24 protein-coding genes and 1 tRNA gene are annotated in these 24,893 nt (G+C 56.2%); 16 read left to right on the forward strand and 9 right to left on the reverse strand.

Annotation, left to right across the window (positions count from 1 at the left end; translation table 11 throughout):
• Positions 1-28 precede the first annotated feature (28 nt).
• The gene (locus tag A3K90_RS02065; protein WP_303680932.1) at positions 29-1,255 is read left to right on the forward strand and encodes an NAD(P)/FAD-dependent oxidoreductase; all 1,227 of its coding nucleotides are present in this window, start codon (positions 29-31) and stop codon (positions 1,253-1,255) included.
• Positions 1,256-1,276: 21 nt separating this feature from the next.
• On the opposite strand, the gene A3K90_RS02070 is transcribed toward A3K90_RS02065, so the two are convergent.
• The gene (locus A3K90_RS02070; RefSeq protein ID WP_303680933.1) at positions 1,277-2,491 is read right to left on the reverse strand and encodes an ArsA family ATPase; all 1,215 of its coding nucleotides are present in this window, start codon (positions 2,489-2,491) and stop codon (positions 1,277-1,279) included.
• Between the two features lie 311 nt (positions 2,492-2,802).
• Between A3K90_RS02070 and A3K90_RS02075 the strand changes: the two genes are divergently transcribed.
• Both A3K90_RS02075 and A3K90_RS02080 read left to right on the forward strand, forming a co-directional pair.
• The gene (locus A3K90_RS02075) at positions 2,803-4,257 is read left to right on the forward strand and encodes an NAD(P)/FAD-dependent oxidoreductase (protein ID WP_303680934.1); all 1,455 of its coding nucleotides are present in this window, start codon (positions 2,803-2,805) and stop codon (positions 4,255-4,257) included.
• Positions 4,258-4,318: 61 nt separating this feature from the next.
• Entirely contained in the window at positions 4,319-4,477 is a 159-nt protein-coding gene (locus A3K90_RS02080) for a hypothetical protein (RefSeq protein ID WP_011356838.1), read from the forward strand.
• Between the two features lie 349 nt (positions 4,478-4,826).
• Here the strand turns inward: A3K90_RS02080 and A3K90_RS02085 are convergent, their stop codons facing one another.
• From A3K90_RS02085 to A3K90_RS02105, 5 genes are all read right to left on the reverse strand, one after another.
• On the reverse strand, positions 4,827-5,339 hold the full coding sequence (locus A3K90_RS02085) for a nitroreductase family protein (protein WP_303680935.1): 513 nt from the start codon (positions 5,337-5,339) through the stop codon (positions 4,827-4,829).
• A gap of 20 nt (positions 5,340-5,359) precedes the next feature.
• Positions 5,360-5,971, reverse strand: coding sequence for a hypothetical protein (locus A3K90_RS02090; protein ID WP_303680936.1), 612 nt, complete (start codon positions 5,969-5,971; stop codon positions 5,360-5,362).
• A 48-nt stretch (positions 5,972-6,019) separates the two neighbouring features.
• Positions 6,020-7,096, reverse strand: coding sequence for a peptide chain release factor 1 (gene prfA / locus A3K90_RS02095; RefSeq protein WP_303680937.1), 1,077 nt, complete (start codon positions 7,094-7,096; stop codon positions 6,020-6,022).
• A gap of 17 nt (positions 7,097-7,113) precedes the next feature.
• Positions 7,114-8,478 (reverse strand): RIP metalloprotease RseP, encoded by a 1,365-nt coding sequence (rseP, locus tag A3K90_RS02100; protein ID WP_303680938.1) that lies wholly within the window; start codon positions 8,476-8,478, stop codon positions 7,114-7,116.
• 87 nt (positions 8,479-8,565) lie between these two features.
• Positions 8,566-9,714: a 1-deoxy-D-xylulose-5-phosphate reductoisomerase gene (locus tag A3K90_RS02105; RefSeq protein WP_303680939.1), complete on the reverse strand. Its 1,149-nt coding sequence runs from the start codon at positions 9,712-9,714 to the stop codon at positions 8,566-8,568.
• A gap of 157 nt (positions 9,715-9,871) precedes the next feature.
• On the opposite strand from A3K90_RS02105, the gene A3K90_RS02110 reads away from it, so the two are divergent.
• A tRNA-Val gene (locus A3K90_RS02110) sits at positions 9,872-9,945 on the forward strand.
• 73 nt (positions 9,946-10,018) lie between these two features.
• On the opposite strand, the gene ftsH is transcribed toward A3K90_RS02110, so the two are convergent.
• Entirely contained in the window at positions 10,019-12,139 is a 2,121-nt protein-coding gene (gene ftsH / locus A3K90_RS02115; RefSeq protein ID WP_303680940.1) for an ATP-dependent zinc metalloprotease FtsH, read from the reverse strand.
• 237 nt (positions 12,140-12,376) lie between these two features.
• On the opposite strand from ftsH, the gene pyrF reads away from it, so the two are divergent.
• From pyrF to A3K90_RS02160, 9 genes are all read left to right on the forward strand, one after another.
• On the forward strand, positions 12,377-13,201 hold the full coding sequence (pyrF, locus tag A3K90_RS02120) for an orotidine-5'-phosphate decarboxylase (RefSeq protein WP_303680941.1): 825 nt from the start codon (positions 12,377-12,379) through the stop codon (positions 13,199-13,201).
• A 65-nt stretch (positions 13,202-13,266) separates the two neighbouring features.
• Positions 13,267-15,111 carry a glutamine--fructose-6-phosphate transaminase (isomerizing) gene (glmS, locus tag A3K90_RS02125; protein ID WP_303680942.1) on the forward strand — a complete coding sequence of 615 codons (1,845 nt, stop codon included), beginning with the start codon at positions 13,267-13,269 and terminating at the stop codon, positions 15,109-15,111.
• Positions 15,112-15,161: 50 nt separating this feature from the next.
• Positions 15,162-15,536, forward strand: coding sequence for a hypothetical protein (locus A3K90_RS02130; RefSeq protein ID WP_303680943.1), 375 nt, complete (start codon positions 15,162-15,164; stop codon positions 15,534-15,536).
• Positions 15,537-15,698: 162 nt separating this feature from the next.
• Positions 15,699-17,192 carry a COG3014 family protein gene (locus A3K90_RS02135; RefSeq protein ID WP_303680944.1) on the forward strand — a complete coding sequence of 498 codons (1,494 nt, stop codon included), beginning with the start codon at positions 15,699-15,701 and terminating at the stop codon, positions 17,190-17,192.
• A 2-nt stretch (positions 17,193-17,194) separates the two neighbouring features.
• Positions 17,195-17,578, forward strand: coding sequence for a YcfL family protein (locus A3K90_RS02140; protein WP_303680945.1), 384 nt, complete (start codon positions 17,195-17,197; stop codon positions 17,576-17,578).
• 21 nt (positions 17,579-17,599) lie between these two features.
• A complete protein-coding gene (gene lpoB, locus A3K90_RS02145; RefSeq protein ID WP_303680946.1) occupies positions 17,600-18,208 on the forward strand; it encodes a penicillin-binding protein activator LpoB in 609 nt (202 codons plus the stop codon).
• Positions 18,202-18,462: a hypothetical protein gene (locus tag A3K90_RS02150; RefSeq protein WP_303680947.1), complete on the forward strand. Its 261-nt coding sequence runs from the start codon at positions 18,202-18,204 to the stop codon at positions 18,460-18,462. The genes lpoB and A3K90_RS02150 overlap by 7 nt, the downstream gene beginning before the upstream one ends.
• Before the next feature lie 18 nt (positions 18,463-18,480).
• The gene (locus A3K90_RS02155) at positions 18,481-19,788 is read left to right on the forward strand and encodes a CsgG/HfaB family protein (RefSeq protein ID WP_303680948.1); all 1,308 of its coding nucleotides are present in this window, start codon (positions 18,481-18,483) and stop codon (positions 19,786-19,788) included.
• Positions 19,789-19,907: 119 nt separating this feature from the next.
• Positions 19,908-20,849, forward strand: coding sequence for a TIGR01777 family oxidoreductase (locus A3K90_RS02160; RefSeq protein ID WP_303680949.1), 942 nt, complete (start codon positions 19,908-19,910; stop codon positions 20,847-20,849).
• Positions 20,850-20,949: 100 nt separating this feature from the next.
• Here A3K90_RS02160 and A3K90_RS02165 read toward each other — a convergent pair whose 3' ends face one another.
• A complete protein-coding gene (locus A3K90_RS02165) occupies positions 20,950-21,222 on the reverse strand; it encodes an RNA-binding protein (protein WP_303680950.1) in 273 nt (90 codons plus the stop codon).
• Positions 21,223-21,547: 325 nt separating this feature from the next.
• Here A3K90_RS02165 and A3K90_RS02170 point away from each other — a divergent pair, with 325 nt between their 5' ends.
• The 3 genes from A3K90_RS02170 to A3K90_RS02180 all read left to right on the forward strand — a co-directional run bounded on the left by A3K90_RS02170 (position 21,548) and on the right by A3K90_RS02180 (position 24,229).
• Entirely contained in the window at positions 21,548-22,879 is a 1,332-nt protein-coding gene (locus A3K90_RS02170) for an ammonium transporter (protein WP_303680951.1), read from the forward strand.
• 16 nt (positions 22,880-22,895) lie between these two features.
• Positions 22,896-23,237 carry a P-II family nitrogen regulator gene (locus A3K90_RS02175; RefSeq protein WP_303680952.1) on the forward strand — a complete coding sequence of 114 codons (342 nt, stop codon included), beginning with the start codon at positions 22,896-22,898 and terminating at the stop codon, positions 23,235-23,237.
• Positions 23,238-23,326: 89 nt separating this feature from the next.
• Positions 23,327-24,229: a C1 family peptidase gene (locus A3K90_RS02180; protein WP_303680953.1), complete on the forward strand. Its 903-nt coding sequence runs from the start codon at positions 23,327-23,329 to the stop codon at positions 24,227-24,229.
• Between the two features lie 6 nt (positions 24,230-24,235).
• Here the strand turns inward: A3K90_RS02180 and A3K90_RS02185 are convergent, their stop codons facing one another.
• Positions 24,236-24,796, reverse strand: a complete 561-nt coding sequence (locus tag A3K90_RS02185; protein ID WP_303680954.1) for a tetratricopeptide repeat protein — start codon at positions 24,794-24,796, stop codon at positions 24,236-24,238.
• Between the last annotated feature and the right edge of the window lie 97 nt (positions 24,797-24,893).

Raw genomic sequence — 24,893 nt, forward strand, 5'->3', positions numbered from 1 at the left:
ACCGTTCAAAAAAGCCGGAGGGTTTGACATGGCTAAAAGAATCGTCGTCCTTGGAGCCGGCACCGCCGGCACCATTGTTTCCAACAACCTGCGTCGCCATCTTTCCGATGAGTGGGAGATCATTGTCATCGACCGAGATGACCGCCACATCTACCAGCCGGGGCTGTTGTTTGTGCCCTTCGGCATCCAGAAGTCGAAGACGCTTGTGAAGTCGAGGAAAAAGTTCATCCTTCCCGGCGTGAAATTCGTGCTTGACGAGATCACCCATGTCGATCCCGAGAAGAAAAGGGTGAAAACCAGGAACCACAGCTTCGACTACGATTTTCTTGTCATCAGCACCGGCTGCAAGGTCGTACCGGAGGAGAACGATGGCCTGCTCGACGCCTGGGGGAAGAACGCGTTTACCTTTTACTACCTGGAGGCAGCAGACGTACTGCATCGCAAACTTCGTGAGTTCGATGGCGGCAAGCTCGTGATGGACATTGCCGAACTTCCGTTCAAATGCCCTGTTGCCCCCATCGAGTTCGTCTTCCTTGCAGATTGGTATTTCAAAAATCGCGGTATCCGCAACAAGGTGGAGATCGAACTGGTGACCCCGCTGCAGGGTGCTTTCACCAAGCCGAAGGCCGCAGCGGTATTCAGCCAGTCGGCAAAAGAAAAGAATATCAGGATCACGACCGGCTTCGAGCTGAACCGGGTCGATGGCAAGGGCGGCTACATCGAGAGCGTGCAGGGCGACAAGGTCAATTACGATATGCTGGTAGTGGTTCCCACCACCATCGGCGACAAAGTGATCAGCGATTCTGGCATGGATGACGGCATCGGCTATGTTCCCACGCACCAGAATACCCTTCAGGCCCTCAAACACGAGGGTGTCTACGTCATCGGTGACGCCACCAACGTTCCGACCTCAAAGGCCGGCTCGGTGGCTCACTACGAGGCGGACGTGGTGGTCTTCAACATCATGGCGGAAATACACGGGGTGAAGCCCGAGGAGATCTTCGACGGCCACTCCACCTGCTTCATCGTCTACTCGAAAGGCACCGCTTCGCTCATCGACTTCAATTACAAGATTGAGCCCCTGCCGGGCAAATTTCCCGCTCCGCACCTTGGCCCATTCTCGCTTCTCAAAGAGACGAAGGCCAACTGGTGGGGCAAGCTGGCTTTCGAGCCGCTCTACTGGAACGTGCTGCTTGGCGGGCGCCATCTCGGTATGCCTCCAACCCTCGTCATGGCCGGCAAGGAAGTGGGATAAGGAGTTCCCGCTCCCCGTCAGTCATCCTTCGGGGACGGGCGGGGGAGCATGCTCTTTTCTGGTAAAGCTTATGGCGAGCCATCCCGCCTCGTATCGCGCATCGCCGACACGCATGCCGGCGAGGAAAACCGGAAGCACCACCCCTTTCTGGTAGTTGCCGATTCGAACGGTGAGAGAGTCGCCGACCTGCACAACACTGGCTTCCATGCGGTTGTCGAAGACGAACGGCAGGCGCAGCTTAACGGTATAGAGTCCCTCGCCGTCCTTTCGGATGTTGATATGCTCTTCGTGGTAGAAGATGTCGAGGGGGTTCTTTTCCGCGTACACCACCTGTCCAACCTTTCGCAGCATGTCGATGCCGAGTACCTCTCTTTGAAAGAGCGGCACCTTTGTGATGGGGATCGGGGCAAAGGAACGCTCGATTTCCTCAATGTGGCCCCGCTGGATTTCTTTCCACTCCTTCAGGAACTCCCCGTCTGCATCGTCGGTGTAGACGCGGTTTATGACGATCTGGTCGACGGTGATGCCGTAGAGGTTGAGGTAGGTCAGGGCGCGCATCGACTCCTTGATGACCATCTTCTCCGGGTTCATGACGAGGCGCACGGTGGTGCGCGTACCGTCGGAAAGGAGGTCGATGATGCCCTCAATGGATGAAAAGAGGTTGTCGACCTGCTCATAGACGTCCACATCAGGCACAAAGTCCTGCAGGCGGCTTACCCGTTTGGAGAGCGGCCGGATAACCGGCTTCACGACATACTTCTCCAGGTTGCGCATCAGTTTAAGCATCCACCCGAATGTTTCGGGGAGGGAGAGCAGTCGGAGGGTTTCGCCGGTTGGCGCGCAGTCGACAACAAGAAGATCGTACTCGTCACTCTCGTTATAGCGTTTGATGTGGGAGAGTGAAAAGAGTTCCTCCATGCCGGGCAGGACCCCCATTTCCTCGACATAGATGCCTTGGATTCCCTGGACCTGCATGAGGTGTGCGAAGTGCTCGCGAACGATCTCCCAGTTGAGCGACATGTCACCGTAGACGCTGACCTCCTGACCGAACAGTCGGTCGGTGATTCTTGCCGGTGTGGGGCCGAGCTCCATGTCGAAAGAGTCGCCCAGACTATGGGCAGGGTCGGTGGATATGATGAGGGTTCGGTGGCCGGATTCGGCTGCCATGAGGGCTGTTGCTGCGGCAATGGAGGTTTTGCCTACACCCCCCTTTCCGGTGAAAACGATGTTGCGCATTGCAGTGCTCTCTGTCAGGGGGGGATTGAAATGGTTGCAAGACATTTAACCCGGGCTGCAGGCTAAGCGTTGCCGGCGGCATAAAATTGAGGGATGAGGGGAGTACAGGAAAAAAGGTATATGGATTTGTTTTAATATGAGCATATGCTTATATAGCGTGCATGGAGTTCATGAGGCGGCTTCAGTAAGACAGGGTTGCGGGAATTATTCAGCCCCCTTTCTTGTAGATCTATCTGCGCCTCCGGGATTCAAAGGCACTCCGGGCAGCCGGTGAAGAGGGTTACTCAATAATTGAAAAATACAGACCGCATATGGCAAAGGTCGTCGTTTTAGGCGCCGGTGTTTCCGGACATACCTGTGCTTCGTTTCTGAAGAAGAAACTCGGAAAGCACCATGAGGTAGTCGTGGTCACGCCGAACAGCTATTACCAGTGGATCCCTTCGAATATCTGGGTCGGAGTCGGCCAGATGTCGATTGACGAGGTCCGTTTCGAACTGAAAAAAGTCTATGACCGCTGGGGCATTGTCTTCAAGCAGGCCAAGGCACTTGAAATTCATCCCGAAGGGGATGCCTCCACAGGCAAAGGCTATGTTACCATCGAGTACACTGCCGGAGACAACTCGGGCGTCAGGGAGAACGTGGAGTACGATTATCTCGTCAACGCTACAGGTCCTAAGCTGAACTTCGAAGCAACCGAAGGGCTTGGTCCCGATAAGAACAGCTACTCCGTCTGCACTTACTCGCATGCTGCACACGCATGGGAGCACCTGCAGGAGAACATCAAGAAGATGCAGGCTGGACAGAAGCAGCGCTTCCTCATCGGCACCGGTCACGCCATGGCTACCTGCCAGGGCGCGGCGTTCGAGTATATCCTGAACATCGCCCACGAGATCTCCAAGCGCGGGCTGAGCAAGATGGCACAGATCACCTGGATTTCGAATGAATACGAGGTTGGTGATTTCGGCATGGGCGGCGCGTTCATCAAACGCGGTGGCTACATTACCCCCACCAAAGTGTTCACCGAGTCAATCCTTGCCGAGTACGGCATCAACTGGATCCGGCGCGCAGGTGTCTACAAGGTTGAGGACGGCAAGGCCTACTACGAGACCTTGGACGGCGAAGACAAGGTGCAGGAGTTTGAATTCGCAATGCTCATCCCTTCGTTCTCCGGTGTCGGCATGACGGCATTCGATCGGGAGGGAAATGACATTACCGACACGCTGTTTGCTCCGAACAAGTTCATGAAGGTTGATGCCGATTATACCCAGAAGCCTTTCGAGGAGTGGGCTGCCAATGACTGGCCGAGCACCTACCAGAACCCGACCTACGACAACATCTATGCCGTCGGCATCGCTTTCGCCCCGCCGCATGCGATTTCCAAGCCGATGACGAGCGTGAAAGGCCGTCCGATATTTCCGACTCCTCCCCGTACCGGCATGCCTTCCGGCGTTATGGGAAAGATCACTGCACTGAACATCGCCGAGCGTATCCACGGAGCTACAGAGCATCGCCACAAAGCCTCAATGAGCCGCATGGGTGCAGCCTGCATCGTATCGGGTGGTTTTGGGTCATTCGATGGCCTTGGCGCATCGATGACCGTGTTTCCTGTCGTTCCCGACTGGGACAAGTATCCTGAGTGGGGCCGCGACATGAAGTACTCCGTTGGTGAGGCGGGTCTTGCCGGTCACTGGCTGAAGGTGCTGCTCCACTACCTCTTCTTCCACAAGGCGAAAGGCTATCCGTTCTGGTGGCTTATCCCCGAGTAGAAGAGCATTTCGGAACATATGCAGCAACAGAGAGATACATTAACTTTCACTTCGACCAACCATGGGTAAATATAGAATCAAGGCATATTTCGACGAGGCCTATCCTCCGGTGCCCGAGAAATCAACGCTGTTCTGGCGCAAGTTCGTGCCGTGGCAGCTGATCCGTTTCATCATTCTGAATGTGAAGATGATCCGTATCGTTGTAGGCGGTCACTCCTGAACTGAGGCGGGCTGCGGCGGAGTCTTATCCGTTTCTCACGTTTCTTTCGAAAGGGCACAGAATAACCAGCATCCAGTGCTGGGGGTTCTGTGCCCTTTTTCGTTCTGCATGGAAGGGCCTATGGCGTTCGATTCCCTTTTCTGGCAACACCGGCATGCTGCGCCAGAATTCATGCCGGTCGGTCGAGTGGGGGCGTAAGAGGAAGTGCGTGCGCGTGGTTGAAGGTGTGTATGCACCCGTTTCTGGTTGAAAGGCCGTCTTCCGTGCCCGGCATGGGTGTTGATCAACCCGGGGCAGGTTCGATATCCGCTTCGGCCGATGATGCGCACTCAGCCGCCCGGTTTCGCATTCAAAGATATGTTGCGATTTCTTCAAGCGGCTTTCGCTTTTTCGGAACGGGCGTGTATCCTTCAGCCGGATAGCCGAGAGGGGTGAAGGCGTATACCTCATCTTCATCAGTAAGTCCGAGGGCATTTCTCAGGCAGGGGAGGTCAAAAGCGGCAATCCAGCATGTGCCGATACCTTCATGCTCGGCTGAGAGGATGAGATGGTCCATGGCGATGGCCAGGTCGGTTTCCAGCGAGTTATAGCCGTCAGAGGCGCGAACCCATGCATCGCTGCGCCGGCCGGTCACCACAATGATTGATGGGGCGGTCTTGAGCCAGTCGCGGGAGTAGCATGCATGTACGGCATGGAGGACTTCAGGCGTGCGTACCACGATGAAGCGCCACGGCTGCAGGTTTTTTGCCGAAGGGGCGAGTCTGGCGGTTTCGAGTATACGGTTGAGGACGTCCTGGGCAATAGGCTCCTGTGTGAAGCCTCGGGTGCTGCAGCGGGATGCAGCCAATGCGTGAAAATCCATGGAAGTAAGGGCTTGGTCGTTCATGCATGCCGGATATGTCCGAAATCCTTTGAGATGCTGTGGAACATCTTGTTGGTCGCGGTCTGCATGATCATCGACATGCCAGCATTGGTCATGGCGCGGATGATCTGTTCTGGAATGATGCGGAACGCGGGATAGAGGACGAATCGCACATCGATGCGAAGATCAAAATGCACTTTTGTCTGTTTTGGTCCCATCGGCTCAAGGAGCATTTCGGCGAAGGCCTTGCCTTCGAAAAGGTAGTTCTTGGGGTCGTCTACCGGGTCTGAGGGCGCGTGATGGTGCCAGAGAATCTTGCGGCCGACCATGTGGCGGCTGATCATTTCCTCGGTGAGCAATTCGGGTTCGGTTTCCTGCAGCTCTTCGGGTAAAGCGACCATCACCTCATCGGTCTGCTTGACGTAAAAGATGACGTCGAAGGGGTTCTGCTGCGGGTCGGTGACCTGGAAGTGCCAGCGGTAGACATCGGTCTCATCGGTTAGCTCGACATTGTGGCAGAAAGGGTTGAAGCTCAGGATTTTCTTCTGGTCGGAGAGATAGTTGAGGGTACGCTCAAACGTATCGGAAAAGATCCATTCCCCCTTGCTTCGGCCTGTGGCGTCCATTTCCATACTGCTCTCACTCCCCAGGAAATTTGGTGTTGGTGGATTATTAAGCCTCTAGGCCCGTGCTGCTTCCTGCAGCCGTTCTGTCTGGTCGTGCATCTTCAATGCATCGATCAGTTCGCCAATTTCTCCCTGCATGAAGTGCGGCAGTCCATGGCTTGTGAATCCGATGCGGTGGTCGGTCACGCGCGACTGCGGGTAGTTATATGTGCGGATCTTCGCGCTGCGATCGCCGCTGGCTACCATCGTGCGCCGCATGTCCGCACGTTCCTTCTGCTGCTCCTGCAGCTTGATATCGTAGAGTTTCGCCATAAGCATCTTCATGGCTCGTTCCTTGTTCTGGAGCTGTGAGCGCTCCTCCTGACAGGCCGCAACAAGACCGGTCGGTTCATGCGTGATGCGGACGGCTGTTTCCACCTTGTTGACGTTCTGGCCGCCCTTGCCGCCGCTCCGGTACGTGTCGAACCGGAGGTCATCGCGCCGGATCTCCACATCGACCTCTTCAGCTTCCGGAAGGACGGCTACGCTTGCAGCGGAGGTGTGGATTCGTCCCTGCGTTTCGGTTTCCGGCACCCGCTGCACGCGGTGTACCCCGCTTTCGTACTTCAGCGTTCCGTAGACATCATGGCCGCTGATGGAGAGTGTCACCTCGCGGAACCCGCCGGGACCGGAGCTTTCATTGTAGTCGAGCACTTCGCACCGCCACCCCTGCCGTTCGGCGTAGCGCTGGTACATACGCATAAGATCGGCGGCAAAAAGTGCTGCTTCTTCCCCGCCGGTTCCGGCGCGGATTTCCATGATGACGTTTCGCGAGTCAGCTTCGTCTTTCGGGAGTAGAAGGATCCGGAGGTCCTGCTCAAGACCGGGGATGCACTGCTCAAGCTCCTGAATTTCCTCGCGGGCCATAGCCTTCATTTCGGGGTCCTCTTCCGCTTTGAGCAAATGCCGCGATTCGTCGAGCTGATGACGGGCGCTGGCATACCTGTCGTATGCCTGTACGATCTCCTTCAGGTCGCTGTACTCCTTGTTGAGTTTGCGGAAGCGCGTCTGATCGCCGGCCGCTGCTGGGTCGGCGAGCATGCGCTCAAGATCGAGGTGGCGCTCTTTTATGGACTGCAGTCTGTCAAACATCGGCTTCGCTTACGGCCTCAGGGGTTCAGGATGTCGTTGATGAGGATGTAGGCGAAGAGCGCGAGGAGCAACGTCATGCCGATCTGCTGGATGCGCATCTTGACCTCAATTGGAATCTCCCGTCCGATGACGCCTTCTGCGGCATTGAGCACGAACTGCCCGCCGTCGAGTGCCGGAACCGGCAGGATATTGATGATGGCCAGCGATATCGAGAGCACGGCAAGGAAGTAGAGAAAGCTGACGGGCCCCTGTTCAGCGCTTCGGTTTGCAATCTTGGCAATCTTAATGGGGCCGCCGACCGACTTGCGGAAGTCCTCCTGGCCGGTGAATATCTTGGCAAACCCTTGCACGGACATAGCGCTCATCTTCCATGTCTGGCTGATGCCGCTCTCTACCGATCCGAGAAAGCCGAGCATGCGGCGCTCGGTGGCGATAGTCTGTCGAAGCATGATGCCGATTTTGCCGCTTGCCGACGGTGTGATGGAGGCGGTGAATTCTTTGCCATTGGCCAGAATGTCGACAGCAGTGACCGGCTCATCCTTAGCGGTATCAAGCCAGCGCCAGGTGAAGGTTATGGGTTTCGAGGGGTTCCTTGAGATGATGCCCACCACTTCAGTCCAGTCGGAGACCGGGCGGCCATCTATTGCCGTAATAATGCTTCCCGGTCGCATGCCAGCAGCGGCAGCCGGGTTGTTTTCAAGCACCTCATCGATCACCGGGGGAACAATGGGGCGTATGCCGAATCCATCCGTATCGCTTACTTCGGACATGAAGTGTTTCGGCGTGGCGAGGGTGGTATCGCGGCCATCGGGTCGGAGGACAGTGAACACCGGGCTTGATGAAGTGAAGCGTTCCGGGTCAAGCGCTTCTTCCCAGGTCGAGACCTTCTGTCCGTCTACGGAAAGAAAGCGGTCCCCGGTCTGCATACCCATCTTCTGGAACACGGACCCTTCTTCTACGAAGGCCGGGTTCGTGCTGCTGGTGCGGGATTCTCCGAGGGTCAAGGTGACGCCGGTAAAGATGGCGGCTGCCAGCACCATGTTCATCGTCACCCCGCCTGCAAGCACTATGAGTCGCTGCCATACGGGTTTGGCCCGGAACTCCCATGGCTGGGGTTCGCTTGTCCCGAAGTCCGTATCCATGCTTTCATCGACCATGCCGGATATTTTCACGTATCCTCCGAGCGGGAATACACCGACGCCATACTCCGTATCCCCGATCTTCTTTTTCCAGAGACGCAAGTCGAAGAAGTCGAAGCCGATATAGAACTTGTCGACCCGCATGCCGAAAATCCTCGCTGTGATGAAGTGGCCGAACTCATGCACGGTGACGAGGATGAAGATCGCGATGATGAAAAAGAATGTTGTGCTCAGAACGTCCATGGGTATCAGTTGCTGGAAGCTGCCCGGGCTAAAGGCGCCCGGAATGCTTCCTGGTTCATTGGTATGCGGATGCGCCCTCAGGGCGCATTATCCGATAATTGCGTTTGCTGCCCGGCGTGCCCACCCGTCGGCGTTGATGTACTCCTCGAGTTCTACCGGGGTGTAGGCTTCATGCGCCTGCATGGTTTTGTCTACGGTCTCGGCTATGGCGGTGAAGCCGATCTTCCTGTTGAGGAAGGCTGCGACGGCCACTTCGTTGGCCGCATTGAGCACCGCCGGATAGGTCCGTCCGGCCTTGAGGGCTTCGAAGGCGAGACGCAACGCTGGGAAGCGGTCCATGTCGGGTTCTTCGAATGTGAGGGTGCCGATGGTGGCCAGATCGAGCTTTTTGATACCGCTTTCGCATCGTTCCGGCCATGAGAGGGCGTAGGCAATCGGGGCGCGCATGTCGGGAGCTCCGAGCTGGGCGATCACGCATCCGTCGACGTATTCGACCATCGAGTGAATGATGCTCTGCGGATGAACTACGACGCCGATCTTTTCTGCAGGCATGTTGAAGAGCCAGTGGGCCTCGATCACTTCAAGCCCTTTGTTCATCATGCTTGCCGAGTCGATTGTGATTTTGGCGCCCATGCTCCATTGCGGGTGCTTCAGGGCCTGTTCGGGGCCGGCTTTCTCCATGTCGGCGAAGGATGAGTTGCGGAACGGTCCGCCCGAAGCGGTGAGGATGATGCGTTCTACGTCTTCCTGGCGGTGGCCCTGAAGCGACTGGAAGATGGCCGAATGTTCGCTGTCAACCGGCAACAACGTCACATTGTGTTTCTTGACGAGATCGGATACCAGCTGTCCTGCTACGACGAGGGTCTCCTTGTTTGCCAGCGCAATGTCTTTCCCCGCCTTGATGGCCTTGACGGTGGGGGTCAGCCCTGCCGCGCCCACGATTGCCGATACGACCATGTCGGCGCCCTCGGCGGATGCAACGGTTCCTGCGCCTTCAATGCCGTGACATATCTCGGGCTGGTCGGCACCGAGCAGTGTTTTGAGCTGTTCAGCGGATTCGGCATCGCGTACCGATACGATGGCGGGATTGAACTCCCTGATCTGCTCGGCGAGCATGTTGACGTCATGGCCTTCGGCCAGTCCGACAATCTTGAAGCGGTCGGGGTGCTGCCGGATGACGTCGAGCGTACTGAGTCCAATGGAACCGGTGCTGCCGAGAATCGATAATGCTCTCATGGTAGTGGGAAAAAATGGTTGCCGGATTGCGCTGAAAGGTAACGGGCTGAATTTATGCTTTTTCGCGAAGGCTTACAAACAGCGCCGCTTCCGCTTCTCGGCCGCTGTTTTTTCTCTTTGTATTACAGGAGAAATATGGTATAATAAGCCCCCTCAAGGGTCTCTAGCTCAGCTGGTTAGAGCAACTGGTTTACACCCAGTAGGTCGGGGGTTCGAATCCCTCGGGACCCACATCAACCATGCTCCATGGGCAGGTGGACAACCTGCCCTTTTTTTATGGCTTCCCGCCCTTATCCCCGTTCATCTAGTTGTCGGAGACATTCCTCGATTGCCGCAACCGCTCGGCCGCTGCTTCGAGTTCGGCCAGTTCCGTTGCGCTGAGCCCGCTCTTTTCCGTACTTTCGATGTCCGCGACCGTTTCGGGGTCTTGCGCAGCTATGCCGTTCTCCGAGGCCTTTTTGCTGCAGTCCACTTCTCCCGAGCCATCTTCCGGGCCGCCGGGCCGCTTGCCGAGGATCTCCTCGACCTGGCAGTACTGGAGCATCTCCTTCGTGAGGAGTTCCCGGGCCAGAGCTTCAAGTTTGCTCCGGTTTTCCATAAGCATGGTTCTCACCGTGTCGGCCGCTGATTCCACGATTGCTTTCACCTCCTCGTCGATGATCTGCGCGGTTTCTTCACCGTACTTCTTCTCGACGCCGGGAGCTCCGTAGTATGGATTGCTGCTTTCATAGTAGGAAAGGTTTCCGATCTTGTCGCTCATGCCGTAAACCATCACCATATTGTAGGCGATGCCGGTGATCTTTTCAAGATCGTTTTGGGCTCCGGTCGAGATCTCCCCGAACACGCTCTCTTCTGCGATGCGCCCGCCAAGCAGGCCGCAGATGCGAGCGAACAGCTCCCGCTTCGTCATCAGGTAACGGTCTTCGAGCGGGATGTTCATCGTATAGCCGAGCGCGCTCATACCGCGAGGAACTATTGAAATCTTCTGCACCGGATCGTTTTCCGGCATCATCCAGCTGACGATGGCGTGGCCCGCTTCATGGTAGGCAACGATCCGCTTTTCTTTAGGATTGATGACCTTGTTCTTTTTCTCAAGGCCCGCCACCACACGCTCGATTGCGTCCTCGAAGTCCTTCATCTCAATACTCTCCTTGTTGCGGCGCGATGCGAGCAGTGCGGCTTCGTTGGCAGCATTGGCGATTTCGGCTCCTGCGAACCCCGGTGTCTGAGACGCGAGGGCCTTCAGGTTCACGTCCGGACCGAGCGGCATATTCTTTGTATGCACCCTGAACGTGTCCATGCGACCCTTGAGGTCCGGCTTGTCGACCATTATCTGGCGGTCGAACCGGCCAGGGCGGAGCAGGGCCGGGTCAAGCACGTCGGGGCGGTTCGTTGCCGCCATGAGAATGACGCCTTTGTCTGTCGCGAACCCGTCCATTTCGACGAGGAGCTGGTTGAGGGTGTTTTCGCGTTCGTCGTTGCCGCCCATCATGGCGCCTTTGCCGCGGCTTCTGCCGACGGCATCGATTTCATCGATGAAGATGATACAGGGGGCCTTCTCCTTTGCCTGGCGGAACAGGTCGCGCACTCGGGCCGCACCGACGCCGACGAACATCTCAACGAAGTCCGATCCGCTGATGCTGAAGAACGGCACGTCGGCTTCTCCTGCGACAGCTTTCGCCAGAAGCGTCTTGCCTGTGCCGGGAGGGCCTACGAGCAGCACGCCTTTAGGAAGTTTGCCTCCGAGGCGGGTGTACTTTTTCGGGTCTTTGAGGAAATCGACCACCTCCATCACCTCGGCCTTGGCTTCATCGAGACCCGCTACGTCCTTGAATGTGATGCGGGTGTGTTCGTCGAGGTTTTCGTAAAGTGCGGCCTTGTTCTTGCCGATATTCATGAACTGCGCTCCAGGTCCTCCTGCGCCCATACGACGGAAAATGAAGAAGTAGAGCCCGAAAAGCAGGGCGAAAGGAAGCACCCACTGGATCAGTTCCCCGATCCAGGTGGTTCCGGGCGAGCCCTCATATTTGACCCCGTGGGTTTCCAGAAGTGCAGTGAGGCTTTCGTCGCGGACAGGGTTTACCGTTACCTCGTTCTCCGGGGTTTTCGAGCCGGGCAGGAGCTTGCGGGTTGCGTCATCGCCCTGTTCCGGCTTCGGCAGGCCGCTGTCGACACCGGGCTTCAGTTTGACATAGATTTTCTCGGGTGCAATCCGTACGGATTCAACTTTGTTTTCCGTGATGAAGGTCCGGAAGGTGCTGTATGGAATTTCCCTTGAAGAACCGGACCAGAAAAAAGCGAGCTGCAGGCCGATGAGCAGGAAGATGACCACCACGTAGTACATCATCGGGAGCTTCGGTCGTGGCTGGGGGTTTTCTTGTTCGGAATTATAGGGATTGGAGGGTTTCAGCGAGTTTTTTGCCATCAATCAACTGTCGTAATGATAATTATAAATATCGGTTTATATGGATCGTTATCGGATGTCGCGAATAATCAATTTACTGGATTCTTCCATTTATTGAAGCATATCGTTCCAAAACATATCATATATTAAGCAATTGTTTCAATGCCTTTCCCCAGCTATTAGTTTCCCTGAGGCGCCGGGAAAGGATGGCCAGATCCGATATGAGGGTGGCCGTAATATCAGGGAAGGAGACCGCTTATGAGTGCAGCCCGCGATAAGGCAAACCGCCGGATTTCATCGTTGAAATCACTGTTGTGCGTCGGTCTTGATACAGACCCGGAAAAGCTTCCTTCAGTGTTTTCGCGATTTTCTAACCCCGTTCTGGAGTTCAACCGTTCCGTCATCCGCGCCACCCGCGATTATGCGGCGGCCTACAAAATCAATACCGCCTTCTATGAGGCGAGGGGAATCGAGGGGTTCCGCGATATGGAGGCGACCCTGATGGAGATTCCTTCGGAGTGCCTCAGTATCGCTGATGCCAAAAGGGCCGACATCGGAAATACAAGCAGGATGTATGCCAGAGCATTTTTCGAGCACTGGGCGTTTGACTCCGTGACGGTAGCGCCTTATATGGGCCACGATTCCCTCGAGCCCTTCTTCTCCTATTCCGATAAGCTGGTGTTCGTGCTCTGCCTCACCTCCAATGCGGGGTCCATGGATTTCGAAGAGCAGCAGCTCGTTGAGGGTCTTCCGCTCTATCGCCGGGTGCTGGAGCGAGTTGCCGTGTGGGGCGCTGGAGGCAATGGCGGCGTAGTTGTCGGGGCAACGAAGAGCGCTCTTCTTGCAGATATCCGAAAAGATGCACCGGGACTCTTCTTTCTGATTCCCGGTGTCGGAGCGCAGGGCGGTTCGCTCGAAGAAGCCGTCGATCTTGGTGTTGACGCCAACCGTCAAGGCGCTCTTGTGAACATCAGCCGCAGCCTCATCTACCCTTCAGGGGATTTCAGGGATGTTGCGGCCTATGAGGCGGCAGTGTCGATGGAGGCCGGACGGGTGCATGCAGCCATGCGGAGCGCCCTCTAGACAGAGGCGCTCTGTTGTCGTATATTATCTGTAACAGCATGAGTACTAACCGGAATTGAAATTTTATGTGTGGAATTGTTGGATATATAGGATCCCGCGAAGCGGCTCCTCTCCTGCTTGGAGGGCTTCATCGCCTTGAGTACCGTGGGTACGATTCGGCAGGCATAGCCCTGCTTAATGGCGGTCTGCCTTTCATGAAGCAGAAGGGTAGCGTCGCCGAACTCCAGAAGGCCTACGATGCGTCTCCTTCCAGTATGCTTGGCGCCACCATCGGCATAGGTCATACACGCTGGGCAACGCACGGTGATCCGAGCGACCGCAACGCCCATCCCCATCTGAATGCTGCGGGAGACATCGCCGTCATCCACAACGGCATTATCGAGAATTATTCGGTGCTTAAGCAGGAACTGCAGGGTGAGGGCTATCATTTTCAGAGTGATACCGATTCGGAAGTGCTCGTACAGCTCGTCGACCGGATCTGGAAAATCGATCCGTCGCTTTCTCTTGAGGCAGTCGTGCGGGCCGCGCTACGCCACGTCGAAGGGGCTTACGGTGTCTGCGTGATCTCTCCCCGCGACCCCGACAAGATCGTTGTTGCCCGTAAGGGTAGTCCTCTGGTGATAGGCATCGGAGAGGGTGAGTATTTCATTGCCTCCGATGCGGCACCCATCGTAGAGCACACCAATCGCGTGGTCTATCTTTCCGACGGTGAAATGGCCGTCATCACCCGTAGTGGCTATCAGGTTCGCACCATCGAGAACGTCGCCATGGAGAAGGATATCACCGAGCTTGACTTTTCGCTTGAGAAAATCGAAAAGGGTGGCTACGAGCACTTCATGCTGAAGGAGATTTTCGAGCAGCCGGACGTGATGCACGATGTGATGCGCGGACGCGTCCGGACTGAAGAGGGGCGGGTCGTCTTAGGTGGTATCGAGGACTATCTTGACCGCCTGAAGCAGGCAAAACGCATTGTCATCTGTGCCTGTGGCACCAGCTGGCATGCAGGTCTCATAGGTGAATACCTCATCGAGGACTTCGCCCGTATTCCGGTCGAAGTCGACTACGCTTCGGAGTTCCGTTACCGTAATCCGATCATCGGCCCTGATGACGTAGTCATTGTGATTTCCCAGTCCGGAGAAACCGCCGATACCCTCGCAGCGCTCCGTGCGGCCAAGGAAAAGGGCGCTATGGTGATGGGTATCTGCAATGTGGTTGGTTCGACCATAGCGCGTGAAACCATGTGCGGCATCTATACCCATGCAGGCCCCGAGGTCGGTGTAGCATCGACCAAGGCGTTCACCGCCCAGGTGATCGTGCTGTACATGCTCGCTCTTGCACTCAGCAAGGGTCGCACCATCTCCCATCATGAGATGCGTCTCAGTCTTAAGGAGCTCTCGAAGGTTCCGGAGCATGCCGCGAAAATTCTCGAGCTTGACAACCAGATCCAGAAAATCGCCGACAGCTACAAGGATGCCCGAAACTTCCTCTACCTTGGCCGTGGATACAACTTTCCTGTGGCGCTCGAAGGCGCGCTCAAGCTGAAGGAAATTTCTTACATCCATGCCGAAGGCTACCCTGCCGCCGAGATGAAGCATGGTCCCATCGCGCTTATCGACGAGGATATGCCCGTCGTCGTCATCGCTACCCGCGACAGTTCCTACCAGAAGATCCTGAGCAACATCGAGGAGGTCCGTAGCCGCAAGGGTCGGGTAATCGCCATTGCCAGCGAGGGCGACACTGAAGTGGCCCGTCTTGCTGAACATGTCATATACATCCCGCAGGCCGCCGCCCAGATCATGCCGCTGCTTACGGTCATCCCGCTGCAGTTGCTCTCATACCATATTGCCACCCTCCGTGGCTGTAATGTGGACAGGCCGCGCAATCTGGCGAAATCTGTTACGGTAGAATAGGTGTGCACCGTGGTTTCTTATTCAATAATCAATAATTCTGATTACCTCTTATGAGTGAACCCGAAATGGGCGCAAGCCCCGATATGCAGGGGGATGCGAGGTTCGCTGCAATCCTTGCAGACCTCGAAACAATCTCCCGGGAACTGCGGGACGAGGGCATCATCGACACCCTTACCGGCACCGAGGGCGGATCAGTAACGATCGAGTTCGGTGTGTGGGGCGAGGGGGATGAGGCAGAGCCTTCCGTTATCGTGAGCATCGATTCGCCTGAGGATTTCGACGGTGATGACGATCTGATCGATGATTTCGAGGATGAAGTGCTTGAGCGGCTTGAAGCCGCATCACGCGGCTGGTCCACTGAGGCCACGGATCTGCTTGGCGACGACAGGCAGGTGGTGCTGCTCTTCAACGGTGAAGAGATCTGAGCTCTGTTCTTTTTGCGCAGTATTACTTACTTTATCGTGTAGTTTGTGGTATACTGACATTGTCGGGACAGCCCTCTTGGGCTTTCGGATTTAAACGGTCCGCCTCGCGATGTTGCTACAACCCTCTACCCCCTCTCCGATATGACGCCGTCATCTGTTCGTATGGCACTGCAGAGCATTGCTTTCTGGGTTGCTGCCATTTTTTTTGTCCATGGAGCGGCTTTCGCCGGGCAGAAGAAGGACATCGAGAAATTCAACATTCTTTTTGAGAACGCTCAGTACGAGCAAGCCGCAGATTTCGCACTTGAACGCATCGGCGATAAGCGGGAGGATAAGGCAAAGTTACTGCAGTCGATGCAGGCTGCTGCTGCGTTGCGCTACAGCAACCGGATGGAGCTGAGTTCACTGCTGTTCGATGAGTGTGAGGCGATCATCAAGGCCCACGACGAAAAACTCTTTGCTTCCAATGCGGCATCAAGTGCAGGAGCGGTACTCCTCAATGATAGCTCGCTTGATTATAAGGGTAGCGTATACGATGGCGTGATGGTCAATACCTATAAGGCGCTGAATTTCTGGCAAGAAGGGAAAATCGATCTTGCCCGGATTGAGTTCAACCGCGCTCTCGATCGGCAGCGCAGGGCGGTGGATCGGTTTGCCTCTGAAATTGCCAGGCAGAAAGAGGAAATTGCGCGGAAGCAGGCGGATGGACGTGGGAGCGTCGATCTTGAAGAGAGCGTCAATAGTCCAGAGGTTAGAGACGCCATTGAGAATACGTATTCAAATCTTTTTGAGTTTGCTGCGTATCCGGATTTTGTGAACCCGTTCACCACCTATGCTGCGGGTCTGTTTTTCATGTCGCAGGGGGATTATCCGAAAGCCTCCACCCTCTTTAAAGAGGTTGTGGGCATGACGCAGGGAAATGCCGTGGTGATGGGCGACCTTGCCGAGGCCGATGGCCTGCAGTCGAGGGGACGGCATGTCTGGGTGATCTTTGAAAATGGCTCCGGTCCGGTGAAGGAAGAAGTGCGGCTTGACCTCCCGTTGTTTCTTGTGACGAGCCAGATAAAATACACCGGTATCGCACTGCCGAAGCTGGTGTACAGGGAGAACGGCTGTCAGGGTCTGTCCGTGAAGGATGGGGCGCAGGTGGTTGGCCGTACGCAGTTTCTTTCAAGCATGGATAGGGTGGTGCAGACCGAATTCAAGAAGCGCTATCCGGCAATCCTGCGTCGTGCTATTCTCTCGGCTGCCATGAAAACGGTAGTCCAGAACCAGGCCCAGAAGCAGTTCGGCGATATCGGCGGTATTCTTGGCGGTCTCATGCAGCGGGCGACTACCATTGCCGACACCCGTATGTGGACGGCGCTTCCCAAAGAGTTCCAGATTGCCCGGGTTCCGGTTCCGGGAGGCGGTATCCTTGCTATTGAAACAGCCGGGGGCAGGGTGTTGAGCGTAACGGTGCCTGCAGATGGAAGTTCGATGGTGTATGTCAAGGTTCCCGCACCCGGGGCTGCACCATTTTGCAGCGTGACACCGATGGACCCTGTGCAGGCTGCTGCAGCTGAGGAACGGCCCATTGCCGCTGCCGGCTTGGGGGAAGGGCCGGATGAAACGCATGGAGAAGGGATTCATTCACATCAAGACATGGAGAAATAAGCATGCAGAGGAGTTCAAGATTCGGGGTGATTGTTATGCTGTTGCTGTTCATCGGCGGGTGCACCAGCACGCGTCTTGAAGAACGCAGGGTATCGTTTGTAGATGGTTCGCTCAAGGGTGACATGCTTCTGACCGATTTCGTTTCGGTCGTCAACAGCGGCGGTTTGATGGAGGTGCAGGTGACGGGTCGGAATAAAACCTCCAGGTACCGCCTGCTCGAGTACCGCGTGGAGTGGTTTGATGGCAGCGGCATGCAGGTGCCGAGCGTCATGACCCGATGGGCGACCTTCCCTGCGTTTGAAAAGGCGAGCTTCTCATTCAGTGCCGTGGCCCCTAAACAGGGTGTTTCGGATTTCAGGATTTTAATCAGGAAAGCTAAAAAGTAACCGACAACCATTGGGAGAATCATGAAAGGAAAAAACATCCTGGCCGCCCTGGCTGTGGCCATCACCATGAGCGGTTGTGCAACCTCCGTTCAGCATATCGATACGAACAACGATCAGGGTAAGGCCGTTATGGGTCTTGATTATCGCGATTTCCAGACGGCTGCCGGCGAGGCGGTCGGCTCTATGCTGCAGTCCGGCGCTCTGAACAAACGGGACGGCGGCCGATATGTGCTCGTCGTTTCTCGTGTCATCAATGATACGATGCAGCGCATCGATACCGATCAGCTCGTTAAGAAGATCCGCATAGACCTGCTCCAGAGCGGAAAGGTGGTTGTCACGACAGCCGTAGGCCCGAACGGCCCCGAGGACCGGATGGCCATGCAGACCCGTGAGCTCCGCCAGTCAGAAGAGTTCAACCAGTCAACCGTAGCAGGTAAAGGCCGGATGATTGCTCCAGAGCTCAGCCTTTCCGGCAAGATTCTCCAGCGGAACATCCGCGTGAGCAGCGGGACCCAGCAGGTAGAGTACTACTTCCAGCTGACCCTTACCGACATCAACACGGGATTGGCGTTCTGGGAGGGTGAGAGCTTCATCGGCAAGCGGGGAAGCAACAAGAGCGTATCATGGTGAAAAGGGCGTTTATTACTCTGCTCGCACTAACGGTGCCGGGGGTGCTTGCCGCCTCCCCGGACGCCCTTCTCCCGGCAGCCTTGGACTCGGCTGCGATCAAGCAGTCCGCACCTGTCGATTCGGTTGCTCCAGAGGAGTGCGTGCCTGTTGACTCTCTTGCCGTTACGCCGATCCTCATGCCACTGCCTGCCGGCCCGCCGGCCGAAGAGCCGTTCTCTGCGCCGCCGTCTTCCTTGCCTGAATATGATTTCTAACGTTTTTCGACCTTCCCCATGACCATGCTGAAAAAGATTTTCCTTGTACTCGCTATGCTTCTGCTGCCTTTTGCGGCGAAGGCCGAATTCGTGGTCTCGCAGCTGGACGTTAAAGGGTACGGAGAGACCCGCTCTGAAGCGGTTCAGGATGCCCTGCTCGAGGCTATCCGCCAGAACCAGGGGGTTGACCTCCAATCAACAAGGGAACTGGTGAGAGAACTGCCCGAACCAGTAGCCTTGAGGGATAGCGCAATGGCTGTCTCCGACAAGCCAAAAACTGTCGTTCGTGACGAGGTGCGCGAGTCGGTACGCGGAGCGGTCCGGCAGTACCGTGTGCTTGACGCCCACGAGCTGGCGGACGGCCGCTGGGAGGCAAGAGTATTGGCCGCGTTTACACGCTACAAAAGCCCCGGCCTCAATACCTCCAAACGTCGCCGGATCGCGGTGATGCCATTCCGGACAGCAAGCTCGTCACTGATGTTCGATGGGCAGCAGGTTCCTGCTGAAGATATATCGGCGGAACTGGTTCAGCAGGTGGTGACGGAATTGACCCAGAGCCGGAAATTTTCGGTGCTTGACCGCGATTACATGGATGCGTATCTCAATGAAAAGTCTCTCCTGCTCTCAGCGGATGCCGAGGCGTCGGAAATGATGAAAATGGGCATGGCGCTCGGTGTGGACTACATGCTTGTCGGCATCATCTCAGGAGGCGGAGAACGCCGAACCGACCATGTTTCAGGACTCACCGGGGAACGGGTACAGCATGGTGCTGCTTCACTCAGTGTGGATTACCGGATCATCGTGATGTCGACGAGGGAGGTCAAGTGGTCGGGCAGCGAGCGGATTGAGCTTGAAGGATCCGAGATGCCACGGGATGGTTCAGTGTCGCCGAGCCCCGATGCTGTTCGCCGCGCACTGGTTTTTGGGGCGGCCCGCATGATCGTGCGGCGTGCGCTTGATAACATCTATCCGCTTCGCGTCGTGGGTCGTAATGCAGCGGGCGAAGTACTGGTGAATCAGGGCGGTGTGACCCTGCAGGAAGGAGAGCTTTTTGACGTGTTAGCTGTCGGCCCCGATGTGAAGGATCATTATACAGGAGAGTCGCTGGGCGCGGTAGAAAACCGGATCGGTAGAATCAAGGTCGTGCGGGTCGCTTCGAAAAAGTCCTATGCTGCGGTTGTTGAGGGTGATTTCTCCCTCATGGTCGATGGCTGCATATGCCGCAGGGTCAGCGGTGCAGGGAATGCCGTTCCGGTGAACCCCGGCCGTCCGACCGATGTCCGTATCTCTGAAGACGGAGGTGCGGTGCTGCCGTTTGATCGCTGATGTCGCGTTGAGTTGATGCTGCCGGGAATTATTCTTCCCCTATGTCTGTTTATGACAGCACTTGACTGTGACCCCCTCTTTGAGGGGGTCTTTTTCATCATATAAATCCTGAAGAGGTTATGGAGGGTCATATTGTCATCACCGGCGCCACCGGTGTCATCGGCACCGAGCTTGTCGCAGCGTTGGAACAGAGGGGCGAAGTGGTTGTGGTCCTTGCACGAAGCCCCGAATCGGCGAGACGGAAAGTGCCCGGAGCAGACAGATACGTACTGTGGGATTCCGACATGGCCGAAGGAGAATGGACAGGCCTTGTCAGCGGCGCAAAAGCGGTTATTCATCTTGCAGGCAAACCCCTGCTTGAAACCCGCTGGACGGAAGAGCACAAGCAGGAGTGCTACAACTCCCGCATACTCGGAACCCGCCACATGGTTGCTGCCATCGCCAAGGCGCCGGTGAAGCCCGGCGTCTTCATATCTGCATCGGCCATAGGCTATTACGGCTCATTTGAGCGTTGTGGTGATACGCCCGACATCCTTGAAAACGGAGCGGCCGGCAGAGATTTTCTTGCAAAAATATGCGAGGACTGGGAGCGGGAGGCCCTGGCGGCAGAAAAACTCGGAGTGCGTCTGGTTCTGCTTCGAACCGGCATCGTGCTCTCCACCAGAGGTGGTATGCTGCAGAAGCTGATCGGCCCGTTCAATTTCTTCGTTGGCGGTCCTGTCGGAACAGGCGAACAGTGCATTTCATGGATCCACCTCGATGATGAAATAGACTGCATTCTTGCCGCACTCGATAATGCGGACTGGAGCGGCCCCGTGAATGCTGTAGGGCCGAAACCGGCTTCCATGAAGGAGTTCGCCCAAGCGCTCGGCTCCGTGCTCGGCCGTCCGTCGCTGCTTCCTGTACCAAAGATGGCGGTGCAGGTCCTCATGGGTGAGGGCGCAGAGTATGCAGTCAAGGGGCAGAAGGTGCTGCCTGGGGTCATGACGGCGCACGGCTTTGTGTTTCGTTTCCCCTCACTTGCATCTGCTCTCAGGGATCTTGTCCAGCGTGAGCATTGACTGTCATCCGATGAGGACGGCGGGCGGAAAAGCTAAAAAAAAAGCCGGGCGGAACACACAGGTTCCGCCCGGCTTTTTCATCTATTACAGGGGACAGGGCTCAGTAGCGGTCCCTTCTGGGAGCCCTTTCTTCACGGGGTCTGGCCTCGTTAACTTTGATGGTGCGGCCTTTGAAGTCCTGCTCGTTCATCGCTTCGATGGCGGTGCGGCCTTCCTCGTCGCTTGACATGTCAACAAAGCCGAACCCTTTGGAGCGTCCGGAAAACTTGTCCATGATGATGTTCGCGCTGTCGACCTGTCCGAACCGGGAGAATGCCTCGCGAAGATCATCTTCTGTCACGGAGTACGGCAGATTGCCAATGTAAATATTCATTTTTTTTGTTTCGATATACATGGTGCATTGATAGAAAGAGGCGCTCTGCAGATAACCAAGGCACAAATTACCTGTAAGCGACCAGCCAACCATTGGCTGGTTTCTAAGCGGTAATTTATGGCAATGCAAAGTTGTTTTCAAAAAAATAAAATCTCCCCGGTCGGGTTGTTTTCGTCCCGTCCGCGTCACTTCCTCTGCTGTAATACGCGGATATCCATAATTCTATGGGCAGATGCTCTATTGTTTTGTTTTTACTTAATAAAATAATTATTTAGTCTCCATGACCTTAAATTATTTAGGGTTTAATAAAACCTAAACGCCGGTTATGAGGAAAAGAATGGTAACGGCCCTATTGATGCTGCCCTTTCTGATGCAGGTATCCGCAACGGCTGCGGCAGCACCCGAAGTCTATACCGATTCGGGCACCACTTCCTGGATGCTCACATCAACCGCCCTTGTGCTTCTGATGATCCCGGGACTTGCCATGTTTTACGGCGGCCTTGTGCGCACGAAAAACGTGATCGGCACGATGATGCACAGCTTCGGTGCGATGGTGATCATCGGGGTGCTCTGGCCGATGGTCGGCTACGCCCTGAGTTTCGGTCCGGGAGTGCTCGGCGGCTTTGTTGGCTGGGATTCGAAGTATTTTATGCTGCAGGGGATCGATGAATCCATTCTGTCGTCACACATTCCCGAATATGTCTTCGCCATGTTCCAGGGGAAGTTCGCCATCATCACCCCGGCCCTTATTGCCGGCGCGTTCGCCGAACGGGTGAACTTCCGCGGATACGCCCTCTTCATTGCGCTCTGGAGCATCATTGTCTATAGTCCCATATGCCACTGGGTATGGGCTTCTGACGGATTCCTCTTCAACCTTGGAGCGGCAGGGGCGATCGACTTTGCCGGCGGCACCGTTGTTCATATCTCTTCGGGCGTGACTGCGCTGGTTGCGGCGCTTTATCTCGGCAGCCGCCGCGGCTATCCCCGCAACGTGATGCATCCGAACAATCTGGTCATGACCCTCACAGGTGCAGGATTGCTCTGGGTTGGCTGGTTCGGTTTCAATGCCGGCAGCGCAATCGCAAGCGATCTTGCCACCGCCCGGGCCCTCACCGTCACGCAGGTGTCGGCGGCGGCGGGGGCGTTCACCTGGATGGTCATTGAAATGCTGCAGCACCGCAAAGCCACCAGCCTCGGCGTCGCCTCCGGTATTCTGGCCGGTCTTGTCGCCATCACGCCTGCGGCAGGTGTTGTGCAGCCATCCGGGGCGTTCGCGCTCGGTGCTCTTGCCTCTATTGTATGTTACAGCGCGATTCTTATAAAAAACAAGATGGGATACGATGACAGCCTTGATGCTTTTGGCGTTCACGGAGTCGGCGGCATCGTTGGAGCTCTTGCGCTTGTATTTTTCATTCGTCCTGCATGGATGGCCGATGCCGCCGAAAAGGCCGGTGGCAGCTGGACTGTGATGCAGCAGCTTGGGGTGCAGGCAACAGCCGTTGGTATTACCGTTGTCTATGCCGCGATCGTCTCGCTTCTCATTCTGGTGCTCATTGATAAGACTGTCGGCCTGCGAATCAGCGAAAACGATGAAATGTCGGGTCTTGATCACAGCATGCACGGCGAGCACGGATACGGCCTCATCAACCTCAACTGAATCAACCCTCCGATCAATGAAGCTGATTACCGCCATCATCAATCCAGACAGGCTTGATCACGTCCGCGAAGCGCTGATTCAGGCAGACATTACCCGCATAACGGTCAGCCGCGTGACCGGCCATGGCCGTCAGGAGGATATTGATATTTACCGCGGCCAGAAGATTGCGCCGAACCTCATTCCGAAAATCCGCCTTGATATTGCTGTGAACGATGAGTTCGTCGACGTCACCGTTGATACCATCATCCACTCTGCAAGCCATGATCCTGTGGCTATTGGTGACGGTAAGATCTTCATCACCCCACTGGAGGAATGCATACGCATCAGGACCCGAGAGCGGGGTGGTACGGCGGTGTAGTTCTGTTATTTGTGTAGTATGCCTACGGCGTGCATGCACTGGCGTCTTTGCCTTCCCCAACTGCAAGAAAGGAGGATGCCGTGTACCCGATGCAACAGCTCTTAACGTTAGCAGGCCGCCCGGAACCTGTCGGTACCGGGTGGCTTCCCCCGATGCCCGATCTTCGAGATTATACCGCTTCCCACCCTGATATTGCCGTCATGACCCGGATGATCGGCGTTGCGGACGGTGCGGGTCCGCTTCCTTTTTCTGTGGATCTCCGGCAGTGGTGTTCCCCGGTCGAAAACCAGGGCGGCATAGGAGCGTGTACGGCACAGGCCGTGGCCGGTATGGTCGAATACTATGAGCGCCGGGCCTTCGGTCGCCATATAGACTGTTCCCGCCTTTTCATCTACAAGACAACCCGTAACCTCATGGGTGTAGAGGGTGACAGCGGAGCCTGGATGCGAAGCACCATGGGCGCCCTGGCGTTGTGCGGAGCTCCTCCTGAAAAGTACTGGCCTTACAGTGACGACGATGCTGATTTTGATCTTGAGCCGACGGGGTTCGTCTATGCTCTGGCCGATAACTTCGAGGCGCTTCGTTACTTCTGCCATGACCCCATTGGGGGAGATGTGGACCGGGTGAGTGTGCTTGGTGGGGTGAAGCGCTTCCTTGGCGCCGGCGTACCCTCGGTTTTCGGCTTTTTCGGATTCCCCTCGTTCGACGAAGGCGCCGCTCCGGGTGACATTCCGATGCCATGCGTCGATGAAAAGGCCGAGTGGGGTCATGCCGTGCTTGCCGTAGGGTATGACGACAGCCGTGAGGTGGGTCACAGTCGGTGCGGCACCTCATCAAAAGGTGCACTGCTCGTCAAGAACTCCTGGGGGAGGGAATGGGGGGAGGACGGGTACGGATGGCTCCCCTACGGGTATGTTACCCAGGGGCTGGCGATGGATTTCTGGTCGCTTTTCAGTATGGGGTGGATTGATACCGGCCAGTTCGGCTCATGAGGTTCCCTACGACGGGCCGCCGGCCAGAGGCATCTCCTTCCATCCGGGGCAGTAGGTGTTCAGCCAGGCTTCGGCGTTCAGGTCGCCGAGACGCGCGGCCTGCCGGAAATCCTCCTGCCGGCCGGGGAAGTCTCCGGTCTTGCTCCGGGCGATAGCCCTGTGGAAAAATGCCGGAGCCATTTTCCCGTCAAGCGCGATGGCTTGTGAGAAATCTTCGGTAGCACCCGAGAAGTCGCCGGTCATGTTTTTGACGATGCCCCGGTTGTAATAGCCAACGGCCCTGAAGTTGGTCTCGCCGCAGTGGATTACCATGGAGTAGTCGCTGAGCGCCTGCGGGTATTTCTTGAGCTTCTGGTTGGCAGCGCCCCGCATCTGGTAGGCCATGGCGAACGCCGGATCGATTTCGATGGCTTTCGTATAATGCTTGAGGGCGTTATTGATGTCACCCTGAATCTGGCAGTCGAAACCGCGGTCAAACCAGTTGTTGGCGGATTCGGCGGCAGCTGGAGATGACAAGCCCAGCGCCACGATGGCGGTGAGGGCGAAAGAGAGGAGGATCTTCTTCATGTGACGCGGCCATTGGTGTTCGCAGGGAATCTCACTCATGATCACGATTCGCCTGTACTGCGCGGCATCGGATATATGCTCTATTATAATATACAAT

This window comes from Pelodictyon luteolum, assembly GCF_001622165.1.
Lineage (GTDB): Bacteria > Bacteroidota > Chlorobiia > Chlorobiales > Chlorobiaceae > Chlorobium > Chlorobium luteolum_B.

Bases quoted from the DNA above. Each gene is read 5' to 3' on its own strand.
- A3K90_RS02065 (WP_303680932.1), top strand. From the start codon at position 29: ATGGCTAAAAGAATCGTCGTCCTTGGAGCCGGCACCGCCGGCACCATT.
- A3K90_RS02070 (WP_303680933.1), bottom strand. From the start codon at position 2,491: ATGCGCAACATCGTTTTCACCGGAAAGGGGGGTGTAGGCAAAACCTCC.
- A3K90_RS02075 (WP_303680934.1), top strand. From the start codon at position 2,803: ATGGCAAAGGTCGTCGTTTTAGGCGCCGGTGTTTCCGGACATACCTGT.
- A3K90_RS02080 (WP_011356838.1), top strand. From the start codon at position 4,319: ATGGGTAAATATAGAATCAAGGCATATTTCGACGAGGCCTATCCTCCG.
- A3K90_RS02085 (WP_303680935.1), bottom strand. From the start codon at position 5,339: ATGGATTTTCACGCATTGGCTGCATCCCGCTGCAGCACCCGAGGCTTC.
- A3K90_RS02090 (WP_303680936.1), bottom strand. From the start codon at position 5,971: ATGGAAATGGACGCCACAGGCCGAAGCAAGGGGGAATGGATCTTTTCC.
- prfA (WP_303680937.1), bottom strand. From the start codon at position 7,096: ATGTTTGACAGACTGCAGTCCATAAAAGAGCGCCACCTCGATCTTGAG.
- rseP (WP_303680938.1), bottom strand. From the start codon at position 8,478: ATGGACGTTCTGAGCACAACATTCTTTTTCATCATCGCGATCTTCATC.
- A3K90_RS02105 (WP_303680939.1), bottom strand. From the start codon at position 9,714: ATGAGAGCATTATCGATTCTCGGCAGCACCGGTTCCATTGGACTCAGT.
- ftsH (WP_303680940.1), bottom strand. From the start codon at position 12,139: ATGGCAAAAAACTCGCTGAAACCCTCCAATCCCTATAATTCCGAACAA.
- pyrF (WP_303680941.1), top strand. From the start codon at position 12,377: ATGAGTGCAGCCCGCGATAAGGCAAACCGCCGGATTTCATCGTTGAAA.
- glmS (WP_303680942.1), top strand. From the start codon at position 13,267: ATGTGTGGAATTGTTGGATATATAGGATCCCGCGAAGCGGCTCCTCTC.
- A3K90_RS02130 (WP_303680943.1), top strand. From the start codon at position 15,162: ATGAGTGAACCCGAAATGGGCGCAAGCCCCGATATGCAGGGGGATGCG.
- A3K90_RS02135 (WP_303680944.1), top strand. From the start codon at position 15,699: ATGGCACTGCAGAGCATTGCTTTCTGGGTTGCTGCCATTTTTTTTGTC.
- A3K90_RS02140 (WP_303680945.1), top strand. From the start codon at position 17,195: ATGCAGAGGAGTTCAAGATTCGGGGTGATTGTTATGCTGTTGCTGTTC.
- lpoB (WP_303680946.1), top strand. From the start codon at position 17,600: ATGAAAGGAAAAAACATCCTGGCCGCCCTGGCTGTGGCCATCACCATG.
- A3K90_RS02150 (WP_303680947.1), top strand. From the start codon at position 18,202: ATGGTGAAAAGGGCGTTTATTACTCTGCTCGCACTAACGGTGCCGGGG.
- A3K90_RS02155 (WP_303680948.1), top strand. From the start codon at position 18,481: ATGACCATGCTGAAAAAGATTTTCCTTGTACTCGCTATGCTTCTGCTG.
- A3K90_RS02160 (WP_303680949.1), top strand. From the start codon at position 19,908: ATGGAGGGTCATATTGTCATCACCGGCGCCACCGGTGTCATCGGCACC.
- A3K90_RS02165 (WP_303680950.1), bottom strand. From the start codon at position 21,222: ATGAATATTTACATTGGCAATCTGCCGTACTCCGTGACAGAAGATGAT.
- A3K90_RS02170 (WP_303680951.1), top strand. From the start codon at position 21,548: ATGAGGAAAAGAATGGTAACGGCCCTATTGATGCTGCCCTTTCTGATG.
- A3K90_RS02175 (WP_303680952.1), top strand. From the start codon at position 22,896: ATGAAGCTGATTACCGCCATCATCAATCCAGACAGGCTTGATCACGTC.
- A3K90_RS02180 (WP_303680953.1), top strand. From the start codon at position 23,327: ATGCAACAGCTCTTAACGTTAGCAGGCCGCCCGGAACCTGTCGGTACC.
- A3K90_RS02185 (WP_303680954.1), bottom strand. From the start codon at position 24,796: ATGAAGAAGATCCTCCTCTCTTTCGCCCTCACCGCCATCGTGGCGCTG.